Origin of the sequence: Methanoculleus nereidis, from assembly GCF_032944295.1 — an archaeon.
Taxonomy (GTDB): domain Archaea; phylum Halobacteriota; class Methanomicrobia; order Methanomicrobiales; family Methanoculleaceae; genus Methanoculleus; species Methanoculleus nereidis.
The window spans coordinates 1-26,999 of the sequence record NZ_JABFFQ010000016.1 but is presented as its reverse complement, the minus strand read 5'-3'; the positions used below and the strand labels follow the sequence as shown (position 1 = coordinate 26,999).

The following is a 26,999-nucleotide window of genomic DNA, read 5'->3' as shown; positions in this document are numbered from 1 at the left end:
ATCGTATGGCATGGAGCATAAGGCAGGCTGCCTGATCTGCGGCCGGGACCTCGTGTACAGCGAGGAGCCCCGCGACCTTGCGTGCGCCGTCTGCGGCGAGGTCCGGAGCACCACCGCTGCCTGCGAAGCCGGGCACTTCGTCTGCGACCGGTGCCACAGCCTGGAGGCGCTCGACCTTATCGAGCAGTTCTGCATCACGACGGCGCTCGAAGACCCGCTTGCCATCGCCTGTATCCTGATGCGGAATCCGGCGGTCAGGATGCACGGGCCGGAGCACCACTTCCTCGTGCCCGCAAGCCTCATCGCCGCGTACTGCAATCACCGGGGAGAGCCGGGGCGAAAGGGGCCGCTGCTCCGGCAGGCGCGTGCAAGGGCCGGTGCGGTCCCGGGAGGGGCCTGCGGAACCCACGGCACCTGCGGCGCGGCGGTCGGGACCGGCATCTTCGTGAGCCTGATCACCGGGTCGACACCCTTAAAGAAGCAGGAGTGGTCGCTTTCAAACCAGATGACCGCACGCAGCCTGATGACGATCGCCCGGCACGGCGGCCCCCGGTGCTGCAAACGTGATTCCTGGCTTGCGATCCGCACTGCGGTCACGTTTCTCTCGGAGCGGTTCGGCGTAACCCTCCCGTTGGAAGAAGCGGTGCGGTGCGAGTACAGCGAGATCAACCGCGAATGCCTGCGGGAGGAGTGCCCCTTCCACGCCGGCTACCTGACCGGGTGACCCGCGGCCCGCAGAGCAGCGGCGATGAGGAGGTAGCCGGCGACGGTCCCGATAAGCGTCGCTGCGACGGCAGCAATGCTGCTCTGCCAGTGCATGCGGCTCCACCAGCCCGCCGCACTGCCGATGAGGAAGGATGCGAAGATGACGAGGAGTTCGCGTCTGTCGAGCGTAGCCATTTGTCTGGAGAGTTCTCGATCTTCTCCGACCATAACCGTTTGGTATACCCCTGACCGCAGGATTATACCCGCCAGCATCGATTCTATGAAGAATGTTCGTTGCCTGCCACCTGTTCCTCGGCCTCATCCTGGGCCTCGCGATCGCCAAACATCTGGATGACCGGCGGCTCATCGGCTTCTGTGCTCTCGGGGCCGTCCTGCCCGACCTGATCGATAAACCGTTGGGCCACATCCTTCTCGGGGGGTCCCTCAACTCCGGGCGGATATTCGGGCACGGACTGCTCTTCCTCGCGCTCCTGCTCGTTGCAGGCATCATTCTCATGCGACGGCGCCAATCGTTCGCACTCCTCGCAGTCGCGGCCGGCACACTCTCCCACCAGGTCCTCGACGCGATGTGGGCGATACCCGTCACCTGGTACTTCCCGCTCCTCGGCCCGTACGAACCCCACGAGTTCACCAACTACTTCGGCAACGCCATTCTGGCTGAGGTCTCTTCGCTCTCTGAATGGATATTCCTCGCTGCATCGGCCGGCATCGCCCTTGCTGCCTGCCGGGGCATCCACCCCGACTCTTCCAGCATCGCCGCGACAATCGTCCGCGTCTCCATCCCGCTCGTGGGAGTCCTCACCCTTGCCTCTCTCTACGCCTGGGCGGCCGGCATCCCGGAGAGCATCCTGATGGCCGGGGCAGGGCCGGAGGATTACCTGATGCTTGCAGCGGTGGGGACTGTCGGGGTTATCGGGGCAATACGGCACCGGGACCTTCTGGATGCCGGGTAGCGCCGTCAGGTGAGGGAAGTGATCCCATTGATGCTGCCCGGGACGGTCCTCTCGACGCGGAGCGCCGCCCTCCCCGCCGGCTTGATCTCGACGACAAACGTTTTGTACGGCTTGTAATCGGTCTTGATATCCGGTGAGATGTTCAATACATACCGCTCCCGGGCCTCAAGAAGAGTGTCGGAGTCGGCGCTGAACCGCTCCTGGACGCTCCATCTTCCAACCCGGGGGAAAGCATCGATGAGAGGATCGTTCTGCAGAACGATTCTCGCATGTGAAGGACCGATAAGGCGGATGGATACCGTGTTCATATCGATCGGCTCGCCGCCGGCAGTGAGCTCGATAGGGATGAGGATGTAATCGATGGATTCGCGCGTCTTGCTGACGCCGTAGACGGTACTGGCCAGGGTGATGCTCGATCCTGCCTCGTGGACGCCCTGGTGGACGGTGGACTGGCTCTCCTCTGAGAAGAGGATACCCGCCGTCAGGACGACATAGGCAAAGATGGCGGCAACGATGACAAACGCGATGAGCACGATCGCTGCCTCGAGCCCGGTGAACCCGGCATCAGAAGAGCTCGAGGTAGACGTTCTTCCCAACCCCCGCGGGAATTGTTCTGGTCAGCGAAGCGGTCGTCCCGTCCGAAGCGGTTATATCGAGGGTGAACGTATCTCCCCGCCGGATGCTCGCGGAGTCGACCTTCAGTCTCACCGTGACGACCTCCCCCGCTTCCAGGAGGGGTCCGCCGTCTTTTGGATACCGCCAGGTTACGGTTACGGCGGAGTCGCCCGGGGGGAACGTGACAAGAGCCTCTTTTGTGGCGACGGTATAGGTCATGCGTCCCATGTCGATCACGGCGAGATCGGTCGCGGTCTCCAGGTCGAACTCTATGAAGTCAAGGTTGCCCTGATCGTTGTCCAGTTTGGCGATGACCGTGTATCCCGGGCGGAGAGCGGACCCGGCTTCGTCAAGGGCGGCATGCATCGTCTCCTGGCTCTTCTGCGATGTGGCCATGCCTACCCCGAGAACGGTGTATGCGAAGACTGACGCGACGACGATGAAGGCGATGAAGACGATGGCCGCCTCAAGTCCCGTGAAACCCTGTTCGTCCCTGTCTTCCCGGGGCATATAATTGCGGTTTTGTCGCGCTTCGATTAAAAGATGCTGATCTTTCCCGGAGCGTATGGGGCAAACGCGCCGCTCAAGAGCCCGACAGCGGCGGACCAGAAGTGGAACCATTGCCGCGGCAGGAGTCCGCTCCCGGAGAACCTATTTATAGCATGCGTTTTTATTGGGTAACAGAATGACGTCAGAAACCACCGCAGGTCATCTCATCGGTTCCCTGGACCCCCGCACCATCCCGCTGGACTTAAAAAGCATCTACCTGTGGATCTTCCTCGCCCTTGCCGGTATGTATGCGCCGGTCATCAGCGAGAGCCCCCTCCGCGTGGTTTTTGTCCTGCCGTTCATTCTCTTCATCCCCGGCTACCTCCTGATCGCCGCCCTCTTCCCGGCAAGGGGCGACCTTGAAGGAATAGAGCGCGTTGCCCTGTCGATGGGGCTTTCCATCGCAATCGTGCCGCTCTCCGGCCTCGCGCTCAACTATACGCCCTGGGGGATCCGGCTCGATCCCATCGTCGTCACTCTCGTGATATTCAGCCTCGCCATCGGTCTCATCGCTCAGTTCCGACGCCGCGAACTGCCCGAAGAGAACCGCTTCACCGTTCCGGTCGGCACGTACCTCGCCACGATGAAAGAGGAGTTTACCGGCGGTTCCGTATCCCGGACCGACCGGGTCTTGAGCATCGTCCTTGTTGCCGTCGTCCTCGTGGCCGTCGCGACGACGGTCTTCATCGTCGCGGTCCCGAAAGAGGGCGAGAAGTTCACCGAATTTTACATCCTCGGGCCGAAGGGGAAGGCTGCCGATTATCCGACCGAGTTCATGAGCGGAACGCCGCAGACAGTCATTCTCGGGATCGGGAACCACGAGTACCGGGACATCACCTACACGGTGGAGACGTTTGCCGTAGAGAGCAGGTTCGATAACGCGACAAACCAGTCGACGATCATCTCGGCGACGCTTCTGGACCGGTTCGCCGTCACGGTGCCGCATAACCAGACCGTGGAGCAGCCCTACACCTTCCGGATCATGGATCCGGATACAAACAGGATCGAGTTCCTCCTCTTCAAGGAGACACCCCCGGACGCTATTCCCGTAAACAACCTCACCGAAGTCGGTTACCGCGACCTGCACCTCTGGCTGCGGGTGCACTGACGGCGGGACAGTGATGCACGCAGGGAGAGGGACTCAAGGGACGCGGCCCCCATGGTCCGGGCCGGGTCTCCCACCCGCCGCCTGTTGATGGAGCGGCTGGAAGAAGCCGTGAGATAGAGCAGGCTTCTTCCAAATATTTATCCATGCAGACGGCGTATGGCTGTTTGAGGTACACGAATGAGACGCGAAATTCTGGTCGCCTCCCTCCTGATCCTGGCACTTATGGCGGCACCGGCCGGGGCTTTTAGTGCAGACAATCTTGTTATTGCCGTGGAAGAGGACGGGAGTGCGGAGATCACCTTTAACTACACCCTCTCGTGGATCGAGAGAATTGCTGTCTTCTTCAAGATTGCCGAACCGGAGCAGGAGCTGAAGGCCGCGCTCGAGGATGCGCTGGGGGTTCCCGTAACGGTGACCTCGGCCGAGATCGATGTCGCCGAATTCATGGTCCAGGATTTTGCAAGGGTCAACAGCACCGATGGCGGGAACGTTTACCTGACACCGGGACTTGACCTCACCGGGGCGCAGGCGGTGCTCGACCGTTACTGGTTCGCACCGCTTGTCGAGGCTGACTTCTCCCCCGACCTGACAGTTGTCCGGTTCCCTGACGGCCACGAGGAGACCTTCTCCGGCCAGAGCGCCATCCCGGCACTTTCTCACGCTACTGCGTGAGCAGAAATCTCCCTTTTTTCGGTAGTGCCCTACGAAACAACTGATAATAACTTTGTTGAGATCCCATCACCCTTTTTTTCTGACGGATCCAGAGTTCGCAACGAAAGCATCCGGGTTAGCCTGCCGCAGGCGTGGCCCTCGAACTATGGGAGCCCCTATAGTCGCTGACCGGAGAAGAAGGCGGCATCTGCCGGGCCGTAACCTATCCAAAAAAAGAGGGAGATATCTCCCTTACTCGAAGATGTTGAAGATCTGGTCGCTGCCGGTATCGGAGAGACGCTTGCGTTCCGTCTGCTCCTCGACCATGGCGAGCACCGGGAGTTCCATGTCCACACCCGGGGTGTGGCCGAACATCTCCTGGAGATCGACCTGCAGGGCGTGCATGAAGAGCGCGTTCGGGATATCCATCGCGCAGTTCTCCTCGCACTGGCCGCAGTTGATACACGAGTCCGAGATGTGGGCGTAGCGGATCAGGTGGAACATGAAGGGCGGCGGAACCTGACCGGGCGTGACCAGGTAGGACTTCTTCGTGCTGCACTCGACGCAGTAGCAGATCGGGCAGTTCTCGATGCAGGCGTAGCACTTGATACACCGGCTCGTCGCGTCCATGATCGTCTTCAGGCGCTCCTTGCCTTCGCCGAGTGCCTCGAAGTCTTTCGCCCGCCACTTGTCGCCGAGCTTCAGCATGGCGCCCTCGACCTTGCCGCGGATCTCGATACCCTTCGGGTTTGCGGCACCGGTCTTGAGAACGCCGGCCGCGACAGCACCGTCGAGGAGGTTCGCACCCTTCTCAGAGCAGACCTCGACGAAGGTAGCCTTGCCTGCCTGGTCGCCGATGACGCCCCAGTTGCCGCAGGCGAGGTCCGCCTGGCGCGGGACTTTCATCTTGCAGCGGCGGCAGTTGGACCGGCGGCCGTAGCCTTCTTCCTCGAGCTCGTCCATCGAGATGCCCTTGTGCTGGCCGTCCTTCGTGACGATGATGAACTGGCCCTTGTCGATCTCTTCCTTGACGACATCGTCGGGATCGACTTCGAACTTCTCGGCGATCATCTTGCGGGCCAGGACCGGGCTGACAGAACCGCCGCAGTTGAGGCCGATCATCAGGATGTTGTCCAGGTTGACCTGGTTGCGCTTCGCGAGCTCGTAGAGGCCCATCGCGTCGCAGCCCTTTACCGGCATGGCGATCCGCATGTCCTCGGCGCCTTCCAGGTACTTCTTGACCAGCTTCGAGAGCAGGAGCGTTCCGCAGTGGAGCGAACCTGCCGTCTCTGCGATCTCGGCGGGGTCGGTGATGAGTGTGGGGACCGCATCATAGATGTCCTGTCCCTTCTTGATGGCAAAGACAGCATCCACCATGCCGGACTCGAGCGCGTGCGTCAGCAGAGCGGTGACCGCTCCGCCGCACTCGCCCCTCTCCTGGCAGGCGGCGTCGGCTGCCCGTGCGTAGACCATGTCTCCTTTCGCTGCCATGTTCAGGCCTCCGTAATCTTCTCGACCTTCACAGAACAGGCCTTGAACTCAGGGATCTTCGCGATCGGGTCGAGTGCGTTGTTCGTCAGTCTGTTCGCTGCACACTCGGCGAAGTGGAACGGCATGAACATGACGCCCTTCTTGATCTCGTCGGTCACTTTCGCTTCGACTGTGACTTCGCCACGGCGGCTGGCGGCACGGACCATCTCCTTGTCCTGGATACCGAGTGCCTTCGCGTCCTCGGTGTTGATCTCGATCCAGCCGGTCGGGACCTCGGTATCGAGAGTCTCGGAGCGGCGGGTCATGGACCCGGTGTGCCAGTGCCAGATGCAGCGTCCGGTGGTGAGGATGTAGGGGTACTCCGCGTCGGGGACTTCCGCCGGCGGTTTCCACTCGATGGGGTGCATCACGCCCATGCCATCGGGGTGCGAACACTTGCCGATGTGCAGGATCGGGGTGCCGGGGTGATCCTCCGTGGGGCAGGGCCAGTGGAGTGCTTCGGGCTTGTTGAGCCGCTCGTAGTTCATCCCGTGGTAGGACGGCGTGAGGGCGGCGATCTCAGCAAAGATCTCCTCGGCGCTCTGGTAGGGGAACTGGTCGGCGTAGCCCATGGCGGCCGCCACTTCGCTGATGATCTGCCAGTCGACCTTCGCCTCGCCGGGCGGGTCCTGGGCCTTGCGCCACATCTGGACACGCCGCTCGGTGCTGGTCTGGGTGCCTTCCTTCTCTGCGTAGCAGGTGGCGGGCAGCACGACGTCGGCGTGCTGGGCGGTCTCGGTCAGGAAGATATCCTGGACGACCAGGAACTCGAGTTGCTCGAGTGCATGCTCTGCGTGGGTGAGGTCCGGGTCGGAGAGCATCGGGTTCTCGCCCATGATGTACATCGCCTTGAGCTCGCCGGGGTTGTCGGCCAGGACGTTGAACATGACGGTGACCTCGTACCCATTCTTGGGCTCGCAGATGCCGTCGGGGAAGCCCCAGGCGTCGGCGAACTTCTTGTGGACGGCCTCGTCGATGACCTTCTGGTAGCCGGTGAAGACGACCGGGAGAGCACCCATGTCGCAGGCGCCCTGAACGTTGTTCTGGCCACGGAGCGCGTTCACGCCGCCACCACGCCTGCCGATGTTTCCGGTCAGCATCTGGAGGTTGGCGGTCGACTTGACGTTGTCGACACCCACGGTGTGCTGGGTGATGCCCATCGAGTAGAGGAGCGCGGAGGATTCGGCGGTACCGATCCATTCGGCTGCGGTCTTAAGGTCTGCAGCGGAAATTCCGGAGATCTTCTCGACGTTCTCGGGGAGATAGGCGTCGCTGAGCACGACCGCTTTGAGCTCCTCGTATCCCTTTGCACGCTTCGAGACCCATTCCTTGTCCTCCCATCCGTTCCTGATGATCTCGCCCATCAGGCAGTTGAGGATGGCCACATCGGTGCCGGAGTAGAAGGAGGCGTAGAGGTCGGCCTGCTTGGCGGTCGGGGTGTAGCGCGGGTCAAAGACGATGACCTTCCCACCGTTCAGCTTGGCCTGGACGATCTTGCGGCCGATCAGCGGGTGCTGCTCGAATGTGTTGGACCCGATGACGAAGACGCACTTGGACTCGGCGATGTCGAGGATGGAGTTGGTCATCGCACCGGAGCCGAACGAGGCGGCGAGGCCGGCGACGGTGGACGCGTGGCAGAGCCGGGCGCAGTGGTCGACGTGCCGCGTCTTGAAGACGCCGCGTGCCAGTTTCATCAGCAGGTAGTTCTCTTCGTTGGAGACACGGGCTGAGGAGAGGCAGGCAATCTCATCGGGCTTGTACGACTTGAACTTCTGTGCGATCAGGTCGTAAGCCTCGTCCCAGGTAGCCTCAACAAACTTGCCGTCCTTCTTGATGAGCGGCTTGGTCAGGCGGTCCGGGCTGTTCACGAACTCGTGAGCGTAGGTCCCCTTGGGGCAGACCTTTCCCTCGTTGACCGGAGAACGCTTGTAAGGTTGTGTGCCGACAACCTTCCCGTCCTTCACAACGAGGTTGAAACTGCAACCCGTACCACAGTACGGGCATGTCGTCTGTACATACTTGAGATCCATGGTTAAAACCTCGGATACATTAAATTTCGAGGTTAGCCATATTTAATTGTAGTGATTAACATGTGCAATTTTGACGAATAAGTGTGGGCTACAGCACGCCTTTCACCGGGAGATCCGGACGATATCGGCGGTCCTCGCCGGAATATGCATTCAGGCCCATCATCGAGCCCGGATATCGGATGCGCCCTCAGATTGCAAAAAAGGGTTAGTTTTTATAGGGTGCCGTCCCGAGCTTGGGCTCGAACGTAGTGTCGCCCTCGGTCCTGATGGCGTGGGAGAAGAGCGCAAGCGGGATATCCATCGGGCAGAGCTCTTCGCACTGGCCGCAGTTGATGCAGGAGTCCGATATGTGCGCAAACCTGCGAAGATGGAACATCGGGTTCGGCGGAACCTCTCCGGAGGTGACCATCCTGGAGTTTCCTTTGAGCTCGTCTGCTACCGGGAAGCAGACCGGGCAGTTCTCGATGCAGGAGTAGCACTTGATGCACCGGCCGGTCTCGCGGGCGATGGTGCCCCAGAGGTCGGAGGCGAGCGCCCCAAAGTCCTTCTTCCGCCACTTGTTGCCGAGATTCAGCATGGCGCCCTCGACCTTGCCGCGGATCTCGATACCCTTCGGGTTCGCGGGCTCGGTGGCGACCGCCCCGGCTTTTGCGGCGGCGTCAAGAAGCTGTGCGCCCTTCTCGGAGCAGACTTCGACGAAGGTGGCCTTGCCGGCTTTTTCCCCGATGACGCCCCAGTTGCCGCAGGCGAGGTCCGCCTGGCGCGGGACCTTGTAGAGGCACCGGCGGCAGTTGCTGCGGCGGCCGTAGCCCTCGTCCTCAAGGTCGTCGATCTTGATCCCTTTATGGCCGCCCTCATACTCGATGATGAACTGGCCCTTGTCGATCTCCTCTTTGTGAACCAGGTCGGGGTCGACCTCGAACTTGTCGGCGATCATCTTGCGGGCCAGAACCGGACTGACGGAGCCGCCGCAGTTCACGCCGAGCAGGAGGAGGCGATCCATATCGACCGCATTCCGCTTCGCGAGCTCGATAAGGCCCATCGTGTCGCAGCCCTTGACAGTGACGCCGAGCTTTGCAGCCTTGTTGTTATCGAGGTAGTCCTTCACCAGTTTCGAGAGCAGGAGCGTTCCGCAGTGGAGCGAGCCCGCCGTCTCTGCGATCTCCGCAGGATCGGTGATCACGGTCGGCACCGCGTCGTAGAGGTCCGCACCCTTCTTGACGGCAAGGACTGCGTCTACCATACCGGACTTAAGGGCATACTGCTGCAGGGCGGTGATCGCACCGCCGCACTCTCCCTTCTTCAGCACATCGGCGTCTGCCGCCCATGTGTAGAACATATCGCCAATCGCCGCCATGTTCAGGCCTCCGTAATCTTCTCGACCTTCACAGCACAGGCCTTGAACTCAGGGATCTTTGCTACGGGATCGAGTGCGTTGTTCGTCAGGACATTCGCGGCACATTCCTTGAAGTGGAACGGCATGAACATGACACCCTTCATGATGTCTCTGGTCACCCTCGCGGGGACTTCGACGGACCCACGGCGGGTGATGGCACGGATCATTTCCTTATCCTTGATGCCGAGCGCCTGCGCATCCTCGGGGTTGATCTCGATCCAGCCAGTCGGGACCTCGGCATCGAGGGTTGCAGACCGGCGGGTCATGGTGCCGGTGTGCCAGTGCCAGAGGACACGGCCGGTCGTGAGCACGAACGGATACTCCGCGTCGGGAACTTCCGCCGGGGGTTTCCACTCGATCGGGGCAAAGACGCCTATGCCGTCGGGATGCGAGAACTTGCCGATGTGCAGGATCGGGGTGCCGGGGTGGTCGACTGCAGGGCAGGGCCAGTGCAGGGCCTCAGGCCGGTTGAGCCGCTCGTAGTTCATGCCGTGGTAGGACGGCGTGACGGCGGCGACCTCGCTGAAGATCTCCTCGGCGCTCTGGTAGGGGAACTGGGCAGCGTAGCCCATCTTCGCGGCGAGCTCGCTGATGATCTGCCAGTCGACCTTCGCCTCGCCGGGCGGATCCTGGGCCTTGCGCCACATCTGGACACGCCGCTCGGTGCTGGTCTGGGTGCCGTCGCGCTCCGCGTAGCAGGCGGCCGGCAGCACGACGTCGGCGAGTTCGGCGGTCTCGGTCAGGAAGATATCCTGGACCACGAGGAACTCCAGGTTCTCGATGGCGTGCTTGACGTGGGTCAGGTCCGGGTCGGAGAGCATCGGGTTCTCGCCCATGATGTACATGCACTTGAGTTCGCCGGGGTTGTCGGTCAGGACGTCCATCATGACGGTGACCTCATACCCGTTCTTCGGCTCGCAGATGCCGTCGGAAAAGCCCCAGGCGTCGGCGAACTTCTTGTGGGCGGCCTCGTCGATGACTTTCTGGTAGCCGGTGAAGACAACCGGGAGCGCACCCATGTCGCAGGCGCCCTGAACGTTGTTCTGGCCACGGAGCGCGTTCACGCCGCCGCCGCGCTTGCCCAGGTTCCCGGTGAGCATCTGGATGTTGGCGGTCGACCGGACGTTGTCCACGCCGACGGTGTGCTGGGTGATGCCCATCGAGTAGAGGAGCGCGGAGGATTCGGCGGTGCCGAACCACTCGGCAGCGGTCTTGAGGCTCTCGACGGGGATACCGGAGATCTTCGAGACGTTCTCAAGGCTGTAGGTGTCCTTCATGACGACCTCCTTGAGTTTCTCGTAGTCCTTGGTCCGGTTGGCGATGAACTCCTTGTCCTCCCAGCCGTTCTTGATGATCTGCTGCATCATGCAGTTGAGGATGGCGACGTCACTGCCGGACACAAACGGCATGTAGAGGTCGGCCTGCTTCGCGGTCGCAGTGTAGCGCGGGTCGGCGTAGATGATCTTCGCGCCGTTCTTCTTAGCCTGCATCACCCTGCGGCCGATCAGCGGGTGCTGCTCGAATGTGTTGGACCCGAGGATGAAGACGCACTTCGAGTCGGCGATGTCGCCGATGGAGTTGGTCATCGCGCCGGAGCCGAACGAGGCGGCAAGACCCGCGACGGTGGATGCGTGGCAGAGCCGGGCGCAGTGGTCGATGTGCCGGGACTTCATGACACCGCGGGTGAACTTCATCAGCAGGTAGTTCTCTTCGTTCGAGACACGGGCCGATGCAAGCGCCGCGAACTCGTCGGGCTTGTACGACTTGAACTTCTGCGCGATCAGATCATACGCCTCGTCCCAGGTCGCTTCCTCGAATTTTCCGTTCTTTTTGATGAGCGGCTTCGTGAGACGGTCCGGGCTGTTCACGAACTCGTGAGCGTAGGTCCCCTTGGGGCAGACCTTCCCCTCGTTCACTGGTGAACGGCGGTAAGGTGCCGTTCCAACCACCTTCCCGTCCTGGACGACGAGATTGAAACTGCATCCCGTACCGCAGTAGGGGCATGTTGTGGCAACATACTTCAACGTCATGTTTTTATCACCTCTATGACGAACCGAATATCGGATGTTAAGCTACTTAAATTATGTTAGTTAACCAGATCTGTCCCCTCCATCACCGGAAGCAAATGCTGCTGAATACCAATCTGCACTCTTTATTTGGGTTTCTATCTGGTTGAAACTCATCGTAGTACCAGCCCGCCCGGCACCGCGAGCATGCATTAGTGCTGAACCAGAGCCCGATCTGCGGCTCCTCCAGCTGCTCAGAAGCCAGGAAGATTGCACCGGACCAGAGCGGGAGCGGCGGTGCAGGCAAAAGAACAGGCGCTCTCCGGGACACCCCTCCGGCGGGGTGCAACAACCCCTATGCTCCCCCATCACATTTGAGGGGAGGTGTTATTATTGGTGGAAACCCACCCCTCTCCTACAGTTGCACAGGGAGAGAACCACCATCGTGAAGAAGACACTACCCATTCCCCCGATGCTCGTCGACCTGGTGGCAAACGCCCTGGCGTCGATGGACGGCGTGATGTTCACCGACCTCGATGCCTGCCCGTCGTGCGGCGGGCCGGTGACCGGGCACGACCTGCGGCCGAAGCGGTTTGCCGTCATGCTCCAGAACGGAGAGGAACGCACGATCCGGGTCGCCGTGAAACGTTTCTACTGCCAGCAGTGCGGCACTCTCTGCTACGCAGACGCGCCGTTCTACCCCGATACCCGGCTTGCGTCGCCTATCGTCGATCTCTGCCTCGTTCTCGCGCAGCAGATGCCCTTCAACCGGGTGGCGCAGCACCTCCGGGCGATGGGGATCGTCGTCGATAGGGGGACTATCCGGAACTATGCCTCCCGCGACTTCGGCACGATTCCGGCAACCGAACTCTTCGGGTTCCTTCTACCGCTCTCGCTGCTGAACCTCGCCACCTTCACCCTCGACCGTGAGCGCCGTCCCATCACGGGGGCAGAAGCGCTCGTCGCCTGCGGTTTCCCACCCGCAGGCCGGGCAGCGCTTCACGGCAGTGGGCCTCCCGAAGAGCGGGATCAGCGGGATGAATAGGAAGAGAAAGAAGAACGGGAAGCCGAGCATCAGCGATACGGCCGTGACGACGACCGATATCGCCAGCAGAAGAAGGGTCAGCGCCCACCGGTTCGCCGTAGCGCCACCTCCCTGACCGCGTACGCCGGCAGTGCATCCGCGGCCTCCCCGATCTCGCCGTCAAGCGTGACGCCGCCCAGTTCACGGGCAAACAGGTTCGCGCCAATCCCGGCCGTGATCACCCGGCAGGCACCGCTCCGGGAGCGTGCGTGCTCCACCGCGCGGGCGATCAGCGTCCGCTGAACCTCCCAGAACTGCCGGGCGACCTCCAGGGCCCCTTCCCTCCCGATCTCGCCGAGATCGGCGCAGACAACCCGGGCGAGCCTGCGGAGCGCAGCATCAACGGTCTTCTCGCCGCTGTCCGGTGCAGGAGAGGTGTAGTCCTCCGGGGCGATGTGACCGAGCACGAGGTGCGCATCTGCGCTTGCGGCGAAGTATTCGGTGCTCACCGGGGTCGCTATCCCATCGAGCGTCACCGACGATAGCAGTGTCGCGACGTTTGTCCGGAGCATGCCGGTGTAGACGAGGAACTGCTCCTGCAGCCGCCGGGTGTCGGTCAGCCCCTTGAGGTCCTCAAAGCAGCTTAAGGGGATGATGTCGGCGGTAGTGCTCCCTACGTCGAGGAGGACCGCATCTGCGTACTCCCGGCGCAGGTAGTCGGCAGATGCCAGCCAGTTCGCGGCGGCAAGTTCAGGGACCGGCCGGGTATGGAACGCCGCGTCGGTGCCGTAGAAGACGGCATCGGGAATGACCTCCCGGACGGCCCCGACGATCCACCGGATCCCCTCCATCTTGCTCTCAAAGCAGTCCGCGAGTTCCCCGCTCATCACCACGGCAGCGGGCCCCGCATAGGGTTTGAGGAGATCGGCAAGCGGTGCGCCCTGCCAGAGCGGGCAGTAATGAATGTGCACGCCGGCATCGTCGACGACCTTGAGGTTCGCACCGCCGATGTCGATCCCGATCATAGCCGGCAGATCCCCCCGTCCTTATCGAACCGCACCCTCCCGGAGAGGTGCACCTCCGCCGGCGCTTCGCCGTGCGACGCCGCAACAAGGATATCGGCGATCTCCTCCTCCATGACGGCCGCGATCCCGACCAGGCTGGTCGTGGGCCGCGGGTTGACGTCCACGACGTAGATCTCGTCCCCGACGACGACGTCGATCCCGGCATACCCCTGGCACCCGAGGGCGTTCATCGTCCGGACGGCGACCTCGACGATCTCGTCCTCGCGGTCGGGATGGACGGGCGTCTCTCCCCCGAGGTAGAGGAACCTCCCATCGTCCGCCACGGCGATCTCCTGCCGGTTGACGGCGAGCAGGAGCGGGGGGGCGCCCGAGTAGAACTCACAGACGTTGCCGGTCACCCGGCTCCCCACCAGGCTCACGCTCAGCGCCCCCCCTTCGACGTAGGCCTGGGCGAACTCGCCGGCGCCCGGCTCCTCCTCCGTCAGCCGGACGCCAAGGGCGCCGCAGCCCGTGATCGGTTTGACGACCCTCCTTCCCTCTCCGGCGGCGGGAGGGACGGCTATCCCGTTCCGGGCGAGGATATCTGCCGTCCGCTGCTTGTTCGCGCAGACGGCCGCGTTCATGCTTCCGCACCCGACGTTGTGGGTGAGCCCTTCGAGGAGATGCGTGTATCGGAAGAGGAGATGGTCGGGCGCGATGACCAGGCCTGCGTCGCACCCCGGCGCGAGCCGCCGGATCTCGCCCTCGAAGTCGGGGCTCTCGGGCGTCACCACGTCGTAGCCGCACTTCTCAAAACTCCCGCGTATCGCGGCAAGCATGGCGGCACCCTCGGGCGCAAGCTCGGGGTCGTTGCAGACGGAGTATTCAGCGAGAAAAACCTTCATTGCAGTAGAGGTCATCTGCAGAAGACTTGACCCTGACGATCGGGCAAGTATTTGATGCGCGGGAACTATCCCTATACAAGGATGAAACCAAAGATTCTGCTCACCAATGATGATGGGATCACGTCCGCGGGCCTCTGGGCGGCATACGACGCGCTCGCGCCGATAGCCGACGTCACCGTGGTCGCGCCTGCCACCCAGCAGAGCGCTGTAGGGCGATCGATCTCCATCTTTGAGCCTATCCGTGCGAACCGGGTGACGATGAACGGGGTGCCCGCCTATTCGGTCGGCGGGAAACCGACCGACTCCGTGATCATCGGGCTGTTCGCGCTGCGCCTGAACCCGGACCTCGTGGTCAGCGGCATCAACATCGGTGAGAACCTCTCCTATGAATCCATCATGACCTCGGGGACCGTCGGGGCCGCACTCGAGGCGTCCAACCAGGGGGTGCCGTCCCTCGCCTTCTCGCTCCAGGTGGAGGACCAGGGCGAGAAGTTCGACGACCCCTCAAACATCACGGACCGGTTCTCCGATGCAAAACGGGTGGTCCGTGATGTCTGCGAGCGGGTTCTTGCAACCGGGTTCCCGGAGAACGCCCACGTCATCAACGTGAACATCCCGGCGCCGGTGCGCGGCGGCTACGAGATCACCCGTCTTGCTGAGAAACTCTTCTACACCGGCGTGGAGGAGCGCCTCGACCCCCGCGGGCGCCCCTACTACTGGATCGACGGGCCCCTGTACGAGGACGCGGAGGAGGGGACCGACGTGCACGCAGTGCAGAGAGGCAACGTCTCCATCACGCCGATCACGCTCGACTGCACGGCATTTGCTGCCACGGACGAACTCAAGGGCATCTTTGACGGCATGGATATCTGAGTGGAAGGAGAAGAGTACACCATGCATGCAGCAGAGCAGGTAGAAGCGAAGCGGAACGCAGGTTACCGGGCGGCCGAAGAGGTCAGGGACGGGATGGTCGTCGGTCTCGGCACCGGGTCCACGGTCTTTTTTGCGATGGAACGGTTGGGCGAGCGGATTATCCGAGAAGGCCTCTGTGTCGCCGGCGTTCCGACCTCCTACCAGGCGGCCATCCGGGCACGCCGGTACGGCATCCCCCTCACGAGCCTCGACGAGCATCCCGAACTCGATATCGCCATCGACGGGGCCGACCAGGTCGACCCGGCGCTCCGCCTGATCAAGGGGCGCGGAGCGGCGCTTCTGCGGGAGAAGTGCGTCTGTGACGCAGCCCGAAGTGTGTTCATCGTCGTCGACCCCTCAAAGATGGTCGATACCCTGAATGCGCCCGTGCCGGTCGAGGTGCTCCCGTTCGCCGTGGAGGCGGTATCCCGGCGGCTTGCGGCGCTCGGTGCCGATCCGGTCCTCCGCGAAGGCGTGAAGAAAGACGGCCCGGTCGTCACCGATAACGGCAACTTCATCATCGACTGCGACTTTAAGGCGATCGCGGAACCCGGGCGCCTGGAAGCAGAGATAGCATCGATACCCGGTGCGCTGGAGTGCGGCCTGTTCTGCGGTTACATGGAAAAAATAACAGTAATTGTCGGTGAAGAGAAGGGTTGCAGAATTGTGTCATTGCATTGATATGCATTCCCGCATCTTCTGGATCAGGTCTAACTGATGGCGGGCTTCTCTCTTCTTTTCTTTCTCGATCGTATCCATGATCTCGGTTATCGAACGGGAGAGCGTGTAGATCTTCACCGGCCTCCCTTTGCTCTCCGACTTGCTCTCGCGGGTATCGATCCAGTCGCACTCCTTGAGGTAGCGCATGGCGATGCTGACTTCGGGCTGGCGGAGATCGGTGCCCCGCTCGATGTCCCGGGACGTTGCTTCATCGGTATTCGCAAGATATACAAGCACTTTGGAGACATTCCTCTTGATTCCGATGCCGATTAGGAGTTCGGCAAGTTCTTCATCGCGTGGCGTAAAATACCGTACCTTGTCTGACCTCATCCATCCACCAACAGATTGTATCTATTGTTTTAAATCTGACTATAAAAATATTATTATTTCCATGGGAGATTTGACGATTGTGATAGTTATGAGAGAATGAATGAAGCATCAAACCGATAAGATCGAACGTTTTTTTCACCGGATGACACGTTCTCCGGCAATGCAAGGGATGATCTCCGGGAAGAAAAACCGGTGATCCGGGAGCCAGAGACTCCGGCGGAGGGGCACAGCACCTGCCGGTTCCGTCTCCGTCCACGGTGCCGGCAGTGTGGGGCTGTGAATTCCGGGACGGCCTGCTCCCGCAGGAGGTGGTTGAGAGGCCGTCCCGGAAGGGTCTGCAAACCTTTGATCGGGACGGGTGTGTACAGGGCATGATGCTGCGAGGAAGATCATGCCCCCGACTTGAGCGGGGTAATTGCGGATGAACAAAAGAGGAGGCTATGGAATTCAGATGAGCCCGAGACTGGAGAGTTCGGAGAGGATCCGCCGTACCGCACGCTGGGCATCCTCGGGCACCTTGCCGCCCGTGATGATCAGTTTGCCGGACCCGAAGAGGAGGACGACCACCTTTGGGTCGTCGAGCCGGTAGACCAGTCCAGGGAACTGTTCGGGCTCGTACTCGATCTTGTCCAGGTTGAAGCCCACGGCAATCTTATTCAGGTTGATCGGCGTCCCGAGGTCTGCGGATGTGACGATATTCTGGATCTTATAGGTCAGGTCTTCGGGGATGTCGATGTTGAGTGCCCGCAACTGGTCGGCGAGGATCTGCAGGCCCCGCGAGAGGCTGTCGATGCTTTTTGCACCGGTCAGGACGACTTTGCCGGAGCCGAAGACGAGCGCAGCGATCTTCGGGTCCTGCATGCGGAGAACGACGCCGGGAAACCGCTTCTTATTGTATTCCGCGTCCTTCAGCTGAGAGGCAAGCGAGGGGAGATCAAGAGAATCGGTCACTTTCGCCGAAGCAACGATATTTTCTATCTTGAGGGACTCCTCTGGTTTGTGCTCATTCATATTTATAAGATGCTTAAAAAAGTATATAAAGAGTTGGTTGGTTATTCCTCCAGGGTCGAGATGTCCCCGGGGTCCATCCCCAGTTCCTGCGCTTTTAAGACCCGTCTCATGATCTTGCCGCTCCGGGTTTTGGGGAGCGACTCGACGAATTCTATCTCCGAGGGTATGGCGATGGGGCCGAGCGTCATCCGGACATGGTAGATGAGGTCGTTCCTCAACTTGTCGCCGGGCTGGCGGCCGTCCCTGAGGATAACGAAGGCCTTGATGGAGTTCCCCTTCAGGGCGTCGGGTTTCCCGATAACGGCGGCTTCCGCCACCGCGTCGTGGGAGACGAGCGCGCTCTCGACCTCGGCGGTCCCGATGTTGTGCCCGGCGACGACGATCAGGTCGTCGGACCGTCCGATGACCATGATGTAGCCGTCCTCATCCTTCACCGCGAGGTCTGCTGCGGTGTAGCATCCCGGGACGGTGTTCCAGTACTTGCGGTACCGCTCGTCGTCGTTCCAGATGGTCCGCATCATCGACGGCCATGGCTCTTTGATGACCAGGAGGCCCCCCGTGCCCGGCGGGACCGAATTGCCGGCCATGTCGACGACGTCCGCGACGACGCCCGGGATCGACCTCCCGGCAAAGCCCGGGCGCATGGGCTCACCGATCATCGTGGTCACCATGTGCATCCCGGTCTCGGTCTGCCACCAGGTGTCCATGATCGGGCACCGGTCTTTCCCGATGGTGCGGTAGAACCATTCGAACGCCTCCGGGTTGAGCGGTTCGCCGACCGACCCGAGGATACGGAGCGACGAGAGGTTGTAGCGGTTCGGCCACTCTTCACCCACCCGCATGAACATCCGAATGGCGGTCGGGGCGGTGTAGAAGATGGTGACGCCGTACTCCTCGATGAGGTCCCAGTAGGTGCCCGGGGTCGGGTAGTCAGGGGTTGCCTCCGCGATGAGGCAGGTGGCGCCGTTCAGGAGCGGGCCGTAGACGCCGTAGCTGTGGCCGGTGATCCAGCCGGGGTCGGCGGTGCACCAGTAGATGTCGTTGTCCTTGACATCGAAGACATGGCGGGTGGTGTAGTAGGTTCCGACCATGTAGCCGCCGCAGGTGTGCACGATGCCCTTCGGGGTTCCGGTGGTGCCGCTCGTGTAGAGGATGAAGAGGGGATCCTCGGCGTCCATCGGTTCGGCCGGGCATTCCCGCCCGACGCCGTCCATCAGGTCGTAGTAGTCCACCTCCATCTCGGGGTGGAGTTCGACGGGTTTGTCGTCGTCGCGCCGGAGGATGACGATCCGCTCGACGGAGGGCGCGTTGACGACCGCCTCTTCGACGATGTTCTTGAGCGGGATTGCCTTGCCGCGCCGGTAGGTGACGTCGGCGGTGACGACCACTTTCGCGTCGATGCCCGTGATGCGCTGGTTGAGCGCGTTGACGCCGAACCCGCCGAAGACGACGGAGTGGATCGCGCCGATGCGGGCGCAGGCGAGCATCGCGATGATCTGTTCGGGCACGACCGGCATGTAGATGCAGACCCGGTCGCCCTTCCCGACACCGAGACGTTTCAGGCCGTTTGCGAACCGGCAGACCGCCTGGAAGAGCTGGCGGTAGGTGAAGATCCGCTCCTCTTCCTCGGTCTCTCCCCGCCACATGATTGCGACCTTGTTGCGCCGCTGGTTTTGGACGTGGCGGTCCAGGCAGTTGTGGGTGATGTTGAGTTTTCCGTTCAGGAACCACTTTGCGTACGGGTAGTTCCACTCTTTCACCTGATCCCAGGGCTGGAACCATTCAAGCTCCCGGGCGATACCGTCCCAGAACCCATCCGCGTCTGCCAGGAACCTCTGGTAGGCACGGGTATAGTCGCCTATCCAGGACTGGTCCCGGCAGCTGGCCTCGGGGGTATAGTACCTCGCCTCTTCGAGTTTGACGTTGAAATCTTCAGCCATCCGATTACCCCTATTATACATTATTAATAATGAATATTATATATCAACATTCTGGTTTGGGGGTCCGGATTGGGCGGAGAAGGATCCTTATATGCCAGGCACCGGAACCAGGCCATGAGGAACGGCAGTTGGATCGGAACATGCATCCCTCCATGGATTTTTGAGGGATCGACGCCCGGAGAGCTCATGCCAGCGGGCCAGGTGAGCGGGAGGGGCCAGTGGGGGGTTTGGGGATGCCGGACGGTGAGGTGCCGCACAAAGGGGAGGGGTTTTGCTGGCATACGATCATACTGCCGTCCATAATGCTCGGTGGACAGAAGCCGGACCTGCAGGAACTCCACGTAGGCCACGGATTGTGCGAGGGAATGAGATGATGGATCTCCGGATGCGGCACCTCATTCGTTCAATCGCGTTGCCCATCTCGCTGCAGGATCGTCTCAACCCCTTTCCCCGGTTTTGCCTGCACGCGCCGGACGATATTAGAACGGTGATATGGCATGACGGTGAAAGTATTGCTATACCCTCTTAATGGCTGAGGTTTTCCCAGGAGCAGCAGCCCGGATGGAAGGGCCGCTCCCTCCGAGAATGAAAAGGAGAGCGGAAAACAGCGATCGTGTGCAGGCTCAGCTTCTCTGCCCACGCCCTGATGGACCCACCGGCCTCAGGGCGATCTGACCCGCTCAACCCGGCGATCATACCATAACGTATATAGCGATTGCGAGGCATCCTTAGTTTACAGAATATTGAAATATTATGTCATTGTAAACCACGCCCTGCGACGGTGAACTGAGATGACCATCGGGGAACGGATAAGATCTGCACGCATTGGGGCAGGTATGAGCCAGCGGGATCTGGCAGGAGAAATGGGCCTGAGCGCCATGGCAATCTCGAAATATGAGAACGGCGAGGTCATCCCGAGATCAGGGCTCCTGATTCAAATGAGCGAAATACTTGGGGTGAACGTCGATTACTTCTTCCGCTCCATATCGGTGAACCTTTCCGAGCCGCAGTACCGGTGCCGGAAACCGCTGAAAAAGAAAGAAGCGAATCAGGTGCATGCAAAGGTCCAGGAATGGCTTGAGAGGCACCTCGAGATCGAACGGATCCTGGGCGAGGAAAAGATTCTCATGCTCCCTTCAAAGGAGACCTGCCGCATAGCAAGCCTCGACGGGATTGAAGACGCCGCCCGGAGGGTTCGTGACGAGTGGAGCCTGGGACTCGACCCAATCGAGAATGTCATGGATGTATTGGAGCAGCATGGCATCAGGGTCGGCGTCATCGACGCCCCGGATACGTTTGATGCCCTGACGTTCTACTACGACGACAACACCCCGGTTATCGCCGTGAACAACGACACCCCCGGAGATCGCCAGCGGTTCAACCTCGCCCACGAACTTGGCCACCTGCTCCTTCAGGTAGAGGGAGGCGTCGATGAAGAGGCGGCGGCACACCGGTTTGCCGCTGCGTTCCTCGTACCGAAAGAGATGGCGTTTCGGGAGCTGGGGCAGGGACGCCGGAACATATCGCCGCGCGAGTTCTACCTCCTCAAGCACAAATGGGGTATGAGCATGAGCGCCTGGCTCCATCGGGCTGCAGAACTCGGCATAATATCAAAGAGCACGGCTGAACGCCTCTGGACGCTCTTCAATCAAAATAAATGGCGCGAGCGCGAACCCGGAGTCCCGTTGCCGCCTGAACGTCCGACACACATGAAACTGATGGTTCTCCGCGCTCTTAGCGAGAAGAAGATAAGTACATCACGAGCTCAGGAATTATTGGGGGGAGAGCAGCCCGGTGAGCAGTGTGTTGAATCATTCTAGGCGATACGTGTGAAGGGTATCAAGATCCAGTGTTCGATCGATGCGAACTACGTCTTCGACCTGAACGCCGGCGGTATACTGGAGTATCCCTCGCACCTCGACTACACTTTCCTTATGGCGAACTTGCCCACGAGATAAAAACAATCTCCCACGAACAATTACTCCTCTGCGGCGTGCAGATCGTTGACCTCGAACCCGGGCAGGTTTCGGAGATCTACAAACTCCACCGGGAGCACCGGGGACTCTCCTACAGGGACCTTTCTGCATTCGTCCTGGCACGGGATACGCAAGCCGTACTGGTAACCGGTGACGGTCACCTGCGCATGATGGCCGAAAAGAACGGTGTAGAATGCCACGGAACATTGTGGGTACTGGATGCGCTTGTGGACGCGGGCATCCTCACGGGCCTGCACGCCGCAGATGCCTTGAAAACGATGCAGGCGAACAACCGGTGGCTCCCGAAGACTGAGTGCGAGGCGCGAATACGAACGTGGAAGCCATAGATCTTCACCCGCACACCGCACGGCCAGGGAAGAGAGCGCCTTCAACGATACCGGCAAACAGCACACCCGGGAACGAAGCCATTCATACCAATCCAGATTATTACCAATCATGATCGGGGAGCCGTCGACCGCAAGACCGAGCATGCCCTCCTGGAGGAGGAGTGGCGAAAGGGCGGCGGGCGGCTGCTCACCGGGTTCATCCGCGGGAAGGGGGGCATCCCAGCAAAAAATCACGCCCCCGAAGGGGCAAAAACAGATAAAACGGCTTCAGCCTAATCGTACTCGCGCCAGGTCTTGCCGCAGGCGGTGCACCGGAAGAACCGGACCTCGCTCTCATCAGCCGCCCGCAGTTGCCGCAGCCACCAGAATGCCGTCGTGCAGTCGCACTCCGGGCACTTGATGGTCGCGGTCGGGAGGGTTGCAATCTTATCCTCATCGTCGACGATGGTGATCTCTTTCTCCACGCGTTTGTCTGTCTTTTTTAACCGGTCCGAATCATTGATCTCCCGGATATAGCCACACTTTTTGCATTTCAGCTGACCACCGGACGAGATCATCAGGCCCTTGCACTGCGGACAGAACATCATTACAATAAATGGGCTGCCGATCACAATTAACTTGTGGGGATGAAGGGGGAAAGCCTCCCACAGGGGTGCGGGGCGGAGCGCCCCGGGGCCACACCCGACGGCCGGGGTTCGCATGGCAGATTCCCCGGCCGGATCAGGCGCACAAATGATTTATTGCCGGATACGCCGAAAGGTAAAGGATGAAGGATTACCTGGTGCTGATCTCCTGCATCTGCTTTCTCGTCTTTCTCATCCCGGGCCGGTTCAGGAAATACTTCGCCCTCGGCGGGTGGGCAAGCATCATCGGATACCTCTTCTTCGAGCTCCCTTACTACTTCTCCATCAACAACTTCATGTACCCGGCAATAGCCCTCCTCTCCGTCCCCTTCCTCTATATCACCGCGAAATACCTGCTCCGCGACGACCCCCGGGTGATGCAGATCTCGACGGTAGCGGCCGTGGCGTTCCTGATCTACGCACCGTTCGGCTACATACCCGCACTCGGGGACTGGTTGATCGCCGCCGTCGCCGGCCAGACATCCGCGGCGCTCGCGGCGGTCGGGTATCCCGTAACCTTCGAGGCCTGGAACCTGATGGAGCGCAACGGGTTCCAGACCGAGATTATCCTTGCCTGCACCGGCATCCAGAGCATCGCGATCATGCTCGGGGTTGCCTGGGGCGTCCAGTCGACGCTGAAACAGAAGGTTGCCGGCTTCCTCCTCGTCTTCCCGACGATCTATATCCTGAACATCGTGCGAAACGTCTTCGTGATCACGGCCTACACCGAACAGTGGTTCCCCTACCTTCCCGAGATCGCCGGCAACGGCGAGTTCGGCTACGAGAGTTTCTTCTGGGCGCACAACGTCATGGCCGAACTCGGGGCACTGGTCTTCCTTGTTGTCCTCGCGTATGCCCTCTTCATGATCATCCCCGAACTCGGCACCCTCGCCGACAGCCTCTACCGGCTCTATCGCGGGGAGGTGGAGGGGATCATCCGGCCGACCACCGCAAAATCCGAACTCTAGACCCGGACGGGGAGCGCCTCCCCCATGCCGGCCGTTCTCTCCCGGCAAGCAGCAGCCGCATGCGAGGTGCGGCCGTACCAGAAGAAATCTTTTCCCGGCCTTTATTCCTGCCCCGATGAGGGTTGTGCCTGAGTGCCCCCGGTGGCGGCCGTCCGGGGCAAACGGGCAGGGTTACGACAAAGCCAGAAGAAGTGGGTGAACCGGTCAGGAGTACTGCCGGTAGAGGTAGAAGACCCGCTGAACCGCAGAGAGGTTCGTGCAGACCGCGATAAGGAGGATCGCAATCCAGATGTACCCGGTCACGCCGCCGAGCACCAGCACCAGGATCGTCTCGGGCCTGCCGAAGAAGCCGACTCCCTCAAGCGGATCCTCGATCTTCCCGGCGATCCTCTCGGAGAAGCCGATCTCCGCATACGTGACCGGCTTGATGAAGGTATTGATCAGCGATCCGGCGAGCGCCAGCCCCACGACACCGAAATCGGCCACCGGCGGGACGTCGATGAGGTGGCTGACGATAGGGATGCCGGAGAACCCCACGCCGAGGATGACCGCCGCGTCGACGTATTTGTCGGCGATCCAGTCGAAGACCGCCCCGAACCGGCTCTCCGTGTGATTCTTCCGGGCGACGTTGCCGTCCACCAGGTCGAGGATCGCCGAGACGAACAGGAGAAGGCTGCCCGCGAGGAAGTGGCGCCCGGCGAAGGCAAGTGCGCACGAAAAACCGAAGAGCACGGAGAGCACCGAGACCTGATTCGGCGTAACACCCAGGCGTATGAAAAAGGACGCGATTGGCTCCGTGTATTTGATGAATTTCGGCCGCAGGGAGGTTATATTCATCGCATTATTTATCAGCCCGTGAAGAGTTTAACCTTTGCTCTGCGGGGTGAAGCCGCAACACTTCACCCGGAATACCGTATACAGGCCAAAATCACCAGATTCATAAATCCCTCCGGCAGATAGATCAGCGGGAACGAATTCCAATGCCAGAACATGACAGGCCGCACGTGCTCATGATGTCAGAGATCACCGTCGACGGGAAGCTCACCCTGAAACGCGGGGCCTCAAGCAAGATTCTCATGAAGTACATGGCCCCAGAGACCGAGATCCTCCTTCACCAGACCCGGGCTAAATGCGACGCCATCATGGTCGGGGCAAACACCATCCGGATCGACAACTCCTTCCTGACCGTCCGGTTGGTGGAGGGGAAAAGCCCGCTCCGCATCATTCCGAGCAGCCGGGCGGATATCCCGCCGGATGCAAACATCCTCGGAACGGACGCGAAAACCGTCATCGCCGTCAGCAAGGCCGCGCCGGCGGAGAACATCGCCCGGCTCCGGGAACGCGGCGTCGATGTCGTCGTCGCGGGTGAGAAAGAGGTCGACCTGCCGGGACTGATGGGCATCCTGAAGAGAGACTACGGCGTCGACCGGATGATGATCGAGGGGGGGCCGACGCTGAACTGGGCGATGCTGAACCACCGCCTCGTGGATGAGATACGCCTGATTCACCTGCCGTTCATCGTCGGCGGCGCCGATACCCCGTCGCTCGTCGGCGGGATGCATATCGAGACCGAAGACGAGATGTTCCGGCTCGCTTTAAAACGCCATTACATGTGCGGGAGCAACCTGGTCACCGAGTGGGACGTGCTCTACAACTCCGCTTCCCGCGAGTAATCTTTTTTGACCGCCTAGATCATCACGTAGGGGTCGGCCTTCATGTATTCCCGGCAGACCGTCGTCGCGTAGTGGCCGGGAGGAAGCGTGAATTTGAGCCGGACGTCCGCACCGGAGACGTCCGCCTCCACGTCGGCGGAGAGGCCGATCGGCCGGAGGGTCCCGGCAAACGCCGTCTTTACGAACCGGGAGGCGCGCTCGAAGTCTCCGGCGTCGATGCCCGCTCTCTGCATCAGTTCCTGCAGGATCTCGTCCATCGGCCCGTGCGATACTACCGGTTCGGCTCCCGGGATGAAGAGGGCGATCCGGCACCTGCCGCGGCGGATCTGCATCAGAGCCGCCTGCCGGTTCCGCGCGGAGACGATATCCTCACGGCCGTTCACAAAGAGGAGCCGGTCGCCGACCTCAGGCTCGGTGAGCGGCATGCCGGCATCTATCCGGGAGGAAAGCGCGCAGTTGAAGAGGTAGGACTGGAACGCGCTCACGAGGAGCGAGAGGAGTTTCGGGGGGAGTGCCCGGAGCGCACCGGCGTAGTCGCCGGGGTTCGCGACGAGGTGGTTCGCCATCGCCCGTTCATAGGTCATCCAGATGGGGAGGTCGGCGAGGGCCGCCCGTGCATCGTGAGTCTCGGCGAAATGAGTCCGGGCGCGCTGTGCCTCTTCCGACTCCCGGGGGTATCCCCGGCCGATGTAGGTGGTCACGGCGCCTTCGTAATCGCCCTTGAGGATCCGCTCGCCGACAAGGTGCGTGACCGGCCGGACGACGCCGAACCGCTGCAGCCCGTAGTAGTTCGGTATCCCGGCGGACGCCACCTCCGTCGCCGCCTGCACCCGCGCCGGGAGATCTTTTGGTATGCAGTCGCGGATGACGATATCGAACCGGTTGCCTGCGAGGGTCCCGAGGGCGAGCGAATGCTGCGATCGCCCGACGACCTCGAGTGAGATGTCTGCAAGGTGCACCTGCTCGACCACTTCGGGCGGGACATCATAGATCGATATGAACTGGGTGGTCACCGCGTTCTTGTCCTTGGTCCCCGCCCAGGCGATCCGCCGGTGGCTGATGCCGAGCCGTTTTGCGATCTCCTTGACCGCACGCTGGAGCTCCCAGTTCGTCTTGGTGAGCCGGCAGATGAGGTATGGGCCGTTCTGGTCGCTGATCGGGAGCGGGAGTTCTTCAACGACGAAGTCGGCGGGGCTTGCGCGGAGCCGCCCGCCGATGCCGGGAGCGTCGGACGCGTAGTAGCGCATCCCGAGGTCCTGCTCGAGGGGATAGGGCGAGGGCATCATAGCAGGGAGAGGTCTCCGGTGATCCGGTCGAGGTCTTCGGAGCGGGCGGGGCCGAGGCCGAGCGCCGTCACGGTTCCGGGCGGGATCTCGGTCATCCCGGCGTCCTGGATGATCGATGCAGGGATGCCTGCCCGTTCTGCGATCGTCTTGAGTTCGAAGAGCTGGCGCTCGGACGAGGCCTTCAGCACCACCTTCTTCTGCCCCTCTTCGAACCAGGCCTTCTTTGCTATCTTGTCGGCCTTCTCGTAGGCGCCGATGGCGGCGTGGGCGATCTGCGCACACTTCTTGCCGCAGCTCATCTTGATGTCGGCGCGCACGACCAGGCACTGTTTCCACTTGAACTCCCGTATATCCAGCATTTCGTACTACCTGGGGCATGATCCGTCAAATACGCAGCTGTGGGGGGCGACGTTCCTCTGGAATGCGACGGGCTGAAAGGGCCCGGAGCATGAGCACCGGAGGTGCGAACGGAGCTTGAGCACCGTTAGGTGCGAGGGCGGGGGGCGATACGTTGCCGGCCTTGCGGGGAGGGGCGCGAGGGGACGGGGAAGAGTTCACGAAAGCCAGACAGGCTTTCATAAGCCGCACCCGACGGTGCTCCTGTGATATTGATCGCGACTATCGAAAGGATACGCATGGTAAAACCCTGTACACTGGACCGTGGGGATATCGCGTCTGGGGGAAGGGTTGCAGGGGAGGGGGGTCTCCCCCCTCCC

At 61.3% G+C, this 26,999-nt stretch carries 28 protein-coding genes; 12 read left to right on the top strand and 16 right to left on the bottom strand.

What is annotated here, in order from left to right; all coding sequences use genetic code 11:
* Positions 1 to 10 precede the first annotated feature (10 nt).
* A complete protein-coding gene (locus tag HL657_RS13075) occupies positions 11 to 724 on the top strand; it encodes a DUF5714 domain-containing protein (RefSeq protein ID WP_317297251.1) in 714 nt (237 codons plus the stop codon).
* Here HL657_RS13075 and HL657_RS13070 read toward each other — a convergent pair.
* A complete protein-coding gene (locus HL657_RS13070) occupies positions 709 to 900 on the bottom strand; it encodes a hypothetical protein (protein ID WP_317297250.1) in 192 nt (63 codons plus the stop codon). The two genes, HL657_RS13075 and HL657_RS13070, sit on opposite strands and share 16 nt — an antisense overlap.
* A gap of 92 nt (positions 901 to 992) precedes the next feature.
* Here HL657_RS13070 and HL657_RS13065 point away from each other — a divergent pair, with 92 nt between their 5' ends.
* Positions 993 to 1,679 carry a metal-dependent hydrolase gene (locus tag HL657_RS13065; protein ID WP_317297249.1) on the top strand — a complete coding sequence of 229 codons (687 nt, stop codon included), beginning with the start codon at positions 993 to 995 and terminating at the stop codon, positions 1,677 to 1,679.
* Positions 1,680 to 1,684: 5 nt separating this feature from the next.
* On the opposite strand, the gene HL657_RS13060 is transcribed toward HL657_RS13065, so the two are convergent.
* On the bottom strand, positions 1,685 to 2,275 hold the full coding sequence (locus HL657_RS13060) for an archaellin/type IV pilin N-terminal domain-containing protein (RefSeq protein WP_317297248.1): 591 nt from the start codon (positions 2,273 to 2,275) through the stop codon (positions 1,685 to 1,687).
* Positions 2,244 to 2,804, bottom strand: coding sequence for an archaellin/type IV pilin N-terminal domain-containing protein (locus HL657_RS13055; RefSeq protein WP_317297247.1), 561 nt, complete (start codon positions 2,802 to 2,804; stop codon positions 2,244 to 2,246). The genes HL657_RS13060 and HL657_RS13055 overlap by 32 nt, the downstream gene beginning before the upstream one ends.
* A 175-nt stretch (positions 2,805 to 2,979) precedes the next feature.
* On the opposite strand from HL657_RS13055, the gene HL657_RS13050 reads away from it, so the two are divergent.
* Both HL657_RS13050 and HL657_RS13045 read left to right on the top strand, forming a co-directional pair.
* Positions 2,980 to 3,951, top strand: coding sequence for a DUF1616 domain-containing protein (locus HL657_RS13050; RefSeq protein WP_317297246.1), 972 nt, complete (start codon positions 2,980 to 2,982; stop codon positions 3,949 to 3,951).
* A gap of 177 nt (positions 3,952 to 4,128) precedes the next feature.
* Positions 4,129 to 4,623: a hypothetical protein gene (locus HL657_RS13045; protein ID WP_317297245.1), complete on the top strand. Its 495-nt coding sequence runs from the start codon at positions 4,129 to 4,131 to the stop codon at positions 4,621 to 4,623.
* A gap of 231 nt (positions 4,624 to 4,854) precedes the next feature.
* Here the strand turns inward: HL657_RS13045 and HL657_RS13040 are convergent, their stop codons facing one another.
* From HL657_RS13040 to fdhF (HL657_RS13025), 4 genes are all read right to left on the bottom strand, one after another.
* Positions 4,855 to 6,093: a Coenzyme F420 hydrogenase/dehydrogenase, beta subunit C-terminal domain gene (locus HL657_RS13040; protein WP_317297244.1), complete on the bottom strand. Its 1,239-nt coding sequence runs from the start codon at positions 6,091 to 6,093 to the stop codon at positions 4,855 to 4,857.
* 2 nt (positions 6,094 to 6,095) lie between these two features.
* Positions 6,096 to 8,162 carry a formate dehydrogenase subunit alpha gene (gene fdhF / locus HL657_RS13035; protein ID WP_317297243.1) on the bottom strand — a complete coding sequence of 689 codons (2,067 nt, stop codon included), beginning with the start codon at positions 8,160 to 8,162 and terminating at the stop codon, positions 6,096 to 6,098.
* Positions 8,163 to 8,367: 205 nt separating this feature from the next.
* The gene (locus HL657_RS13030; protein WP_317297242.1) at positions 8,368 to 9,519 is read right to left on the bottom strand and encodes a Coenzyme F420 hydrogenase/dehydrogenase, beta subunit C-terminal domain; all 1,152 of its coding nucleotides are present in this window, start codon (positions 9,517 to 9,519) and stop codon (positions 8,368 to 8,370) included.
* A gap of 2 nt (positions 9,520 to 9,521) precedes the next feature.
* Entirely contained in the window at positions 9,522 to 11,588 is a 2,067-nt protein-coding gene (gene fdhF / locus HL657_RS13025; RefSeq protein WP_317297241.1) for a formate dehydrogenase subunit alpha, read from the bottom strand.
* A 421-nt stretch (positions 11,589 to 12,009) separates the two neighbouring features.
* Here fdhF (HL657_RS13025) and HL657_RS13020 point away from each other — a divergent pair, with 421 nt between their 5' ends.
* The gene (locus HL657_RS13020) at positions 12,010 to 12,609 is read left to right on the top strand and encodes a hypothetical protein (RefSeq protein ID WP_317297240.1); all 600 of its coding nucleotides are present in this window, start codon (positions 12,010 to 12,012) and stop codon (positions 12,607 to 12,609) included.
* 77 nt (positions 12,610 to 12,686) lie between these two features.
* Here HL657_RS13020 and HL657_RS13015 read toward each other — a convergent pair whose 3' ends face one another.
* Both HL657_RS13015 and HL657_RS13010 read right to left on the bottom strand, forming a co-directional pair.
* Positions 12,687 to 13,613 (bottom strand): hydantoinase/oxoprolinase family protein, encoded by a 927-nt coding sequence (locus HL657_RS13015; RefSeq protein WP_317297239.1) that lies wholly within the window; start codon positions 13,611 to 13,613, stop codon positions 12,687 to 12,689.
* Positions 13,610 to 14,497: an ATP-grasp domain-containing protein gene (locus HL657_RS13010; RefSeq protein WP_317297238.1), complete on the bottom strand. Its 888-nt coding sequence runs from the start codon at positions 14,495 to 14,497 to the stop codon at positions 13,610 to 13,612. Before HL657_RS13010 ends, HL657_RS13015 begins: the two co-directional genes overlap by 4 nt.
* 81 nt (positions 14,498 to 14,578) lie before the next feature.
* Here HL657_RS13010 and surE point away from each other — a divergent pair, with 81 nt between their 5' ends.
* Both surE and rpiA read left to right on the top strand, forming a co-directional pair.
* Positions 14,579 to 15,370, top strand: coding sequence for a 5'/3'-nucleotidase SurE (surE, locus tag HL657_RS13005; protein WP_317297237.1), 792 nt, complete (start codon positions 14,579 to 14,581; stop codon positions 15,368 to 15,370).
* 21 nt (positions 15,371 to 15,391) lie between these two features.
* Entirely contained in the window at positions 15,392 to 16,090 is a 699-nt protein-coding gene (rpiA, locus tag HL657_RS13000) for a ribose-5-phosphate isomerase RpiA (protein WP_317297236.1), read from the top strand.
* On the opposite strand, the gene HL657_RS12995 is transcribed toward rpiA, so the two are convergent.
* The 3 genes from HL657_RS12995 to acs form a co-directional block, all read right to left on the bottom strand.
* Entirely contained in the window at positions 16,079 to 16,459 is a 381-nt protein-coding gene (locus HL657_RS12995; protein WP_317297235.1) for an ArsR family transcriptional regulator, read from the bottom strand. The genes rpiA and HL657_RS12995 overlap by 12 nt on opposite strands.
* A 447-nt stretch (positions 16,460 to 16,906) precedes the next feature.
* Positions 16,907 to 17,470: a TATA-box-binding protein gene (locus tag HL657_RS12990; RefSeq protein ID WP_317297234.1), complete on the bottom strand. Its 564-nt coding sequence runs from the start codon at positions 17,468 to 17,470 to the stop codon at positions 16,907 to 16,909.
* 41 nt (positions 17,471 to 17,511) lie between these two features.
* Entirely contained in the window at positions 17,512 to 19,410 is a 1,899-nt protein-coding gene (acs, locus tag HL657_RS12985) for an acetate--CoA ligase (RefSeq protein WP_317297233.1), read from the bottom strand.
* A 791-nt stretch (positions 19,411 to 20,201) separates the two neighbouring features.
* Here acs and HL657_RS12980 point away from each other — a divergent pair.
* From HL657_RS12980 to HL657_RS12970, 3 genes are read left to right on the top strand one after another with little or no spacing between them, the layout of a single operon-like run.
* On the top strand, positions 20,202 to 21,230 hold the full coding sequence (locus tag HL657_RS12980) for a helix-turn-helix domain-containing protein (RefSeq protein ID WP_317297232.1): 1,029 nt from the start codon (positions 20,202 to 20,204) through the stop codon (positions 21,228 to 21,230).
* Positions 21,231 to 21,239: 9 nt separating this feature from the next.
* On the top strand, positions 21,240 to 21,368 hold the full coding sequence (locus HL657_RS12975; RefSeq protein ID WP_317297260.1) for a hypothetical protein: 129 nt from the start codon (positions 21,240 to 21,242) through the stop codon (positions 21,366 to 21,368).
* Positions 21,365 to 21,733 (top strand): PIN domain-containing protein, encoded by a 369-nt coding sequence (locus HL657_RS12970; RefSeq protein WP_317297259.1) that lies wholly within the window; start codon positions 21,365 to 21,367, stop codon positions 21,731 to 21,733. Before HL657_RS12975 ends, HL657_RS12970 begins: the two co-directional genes overlap by 4 nt.
* Positions 21,734 to 22,005: 272 nt before the next feature.
* Here HL657_RS12970 and HL657_RS12965 read toward each other — a convergent pair whose 3' ends face one another.
* Positions 22,006 to 22,320, bottom strand: coding sequence for a transcription factor S (locus tag HL657_RS12965; protein WP_317297231.1), 315 nt, complete (start codon positions 22,318 to 22,320; stop codon positions 22,006 to 22,008).
* 179 nt (positions 22,321 to 22,499) lie between these two features.
* Here HL657_RS12965 and artA point away from each other — a divergent pair, with 179 nt between their 5' ends.
* Positions 22,500 to 23,324, top strand: coding sequence for an archaeosortase A (gene artA, locus HL657_RS12960; protein ID WP_317297230.1), 825 nt, complete (start codon positions 22,500 to 22,502; stop codon positions 23,322 to 23,324).
* 204 nt (positions 23,325 to 23,528) lie between these two features.
* On the opposite strand, the gene HL657_RS12955 is transcribed toward artA, so the two are convergent.
* Entirely contained in the window at positions 23,529 to 24,161 is a 633-nt protein-coding gene (locus tag HL657_RS12955; protein ID WP_317297229.1) for a CDP-alcohol phosphatidyltransferase family protein, read from the bottom strand.
* A gap of 143 nt (positions 24,162 to 24,304) precedes the next feature.
* Here HL657_RS12955 and HL657_RS12950 point away from each other — a divergent pair, with 143 nt between their 5' ends.
* On the top strand, positions 24,305 to 24,997 hold the full coding sequence (locus HL657_RS12950; RefSeq protein ID WP_317297228.1) for a dihydrofolate reductase family protein: 693 nt from the start codon (positions 24,305 to 24,307) through the stop codon (positions 24,995 to 24,997).
* A 14-nt stretch (positions 24,998 to 25,011) separates the two neighbouring features.
* Here the strand turns inward: HL657_RS12950 and truD are convergent, their stop codons facing one another.
* On the bottom strand, positions 25,012 to 26,283 hold the full coding sequence (gene truD, locus HL657_RS12945) for a tRNA pseudouridine(13) synthase TruD (RefSeq protein WP_317297227.1): 1,272 nt from the start codon (positions 26,281 to 26,283) through the stop codon (positions 25,012 to 25,014).
* Complete coding sequence (gene pth2 / locus HL657_RS12940) at positions 26,280 to 26,642, bottom strand: peptidyl-tRNA hydrolase Pth2 (RefSeq protein WP_317297226.1); 363 nt, start codon at positions 26,640 to 26,642, stop codon at positions 26,280 to 26,282. Before pth2 ends, truD begins: the two co-directional genes overlap by 4 nt.
* Positions 26,643 to 26,999 lie beyond the last annotated feature (357 nt).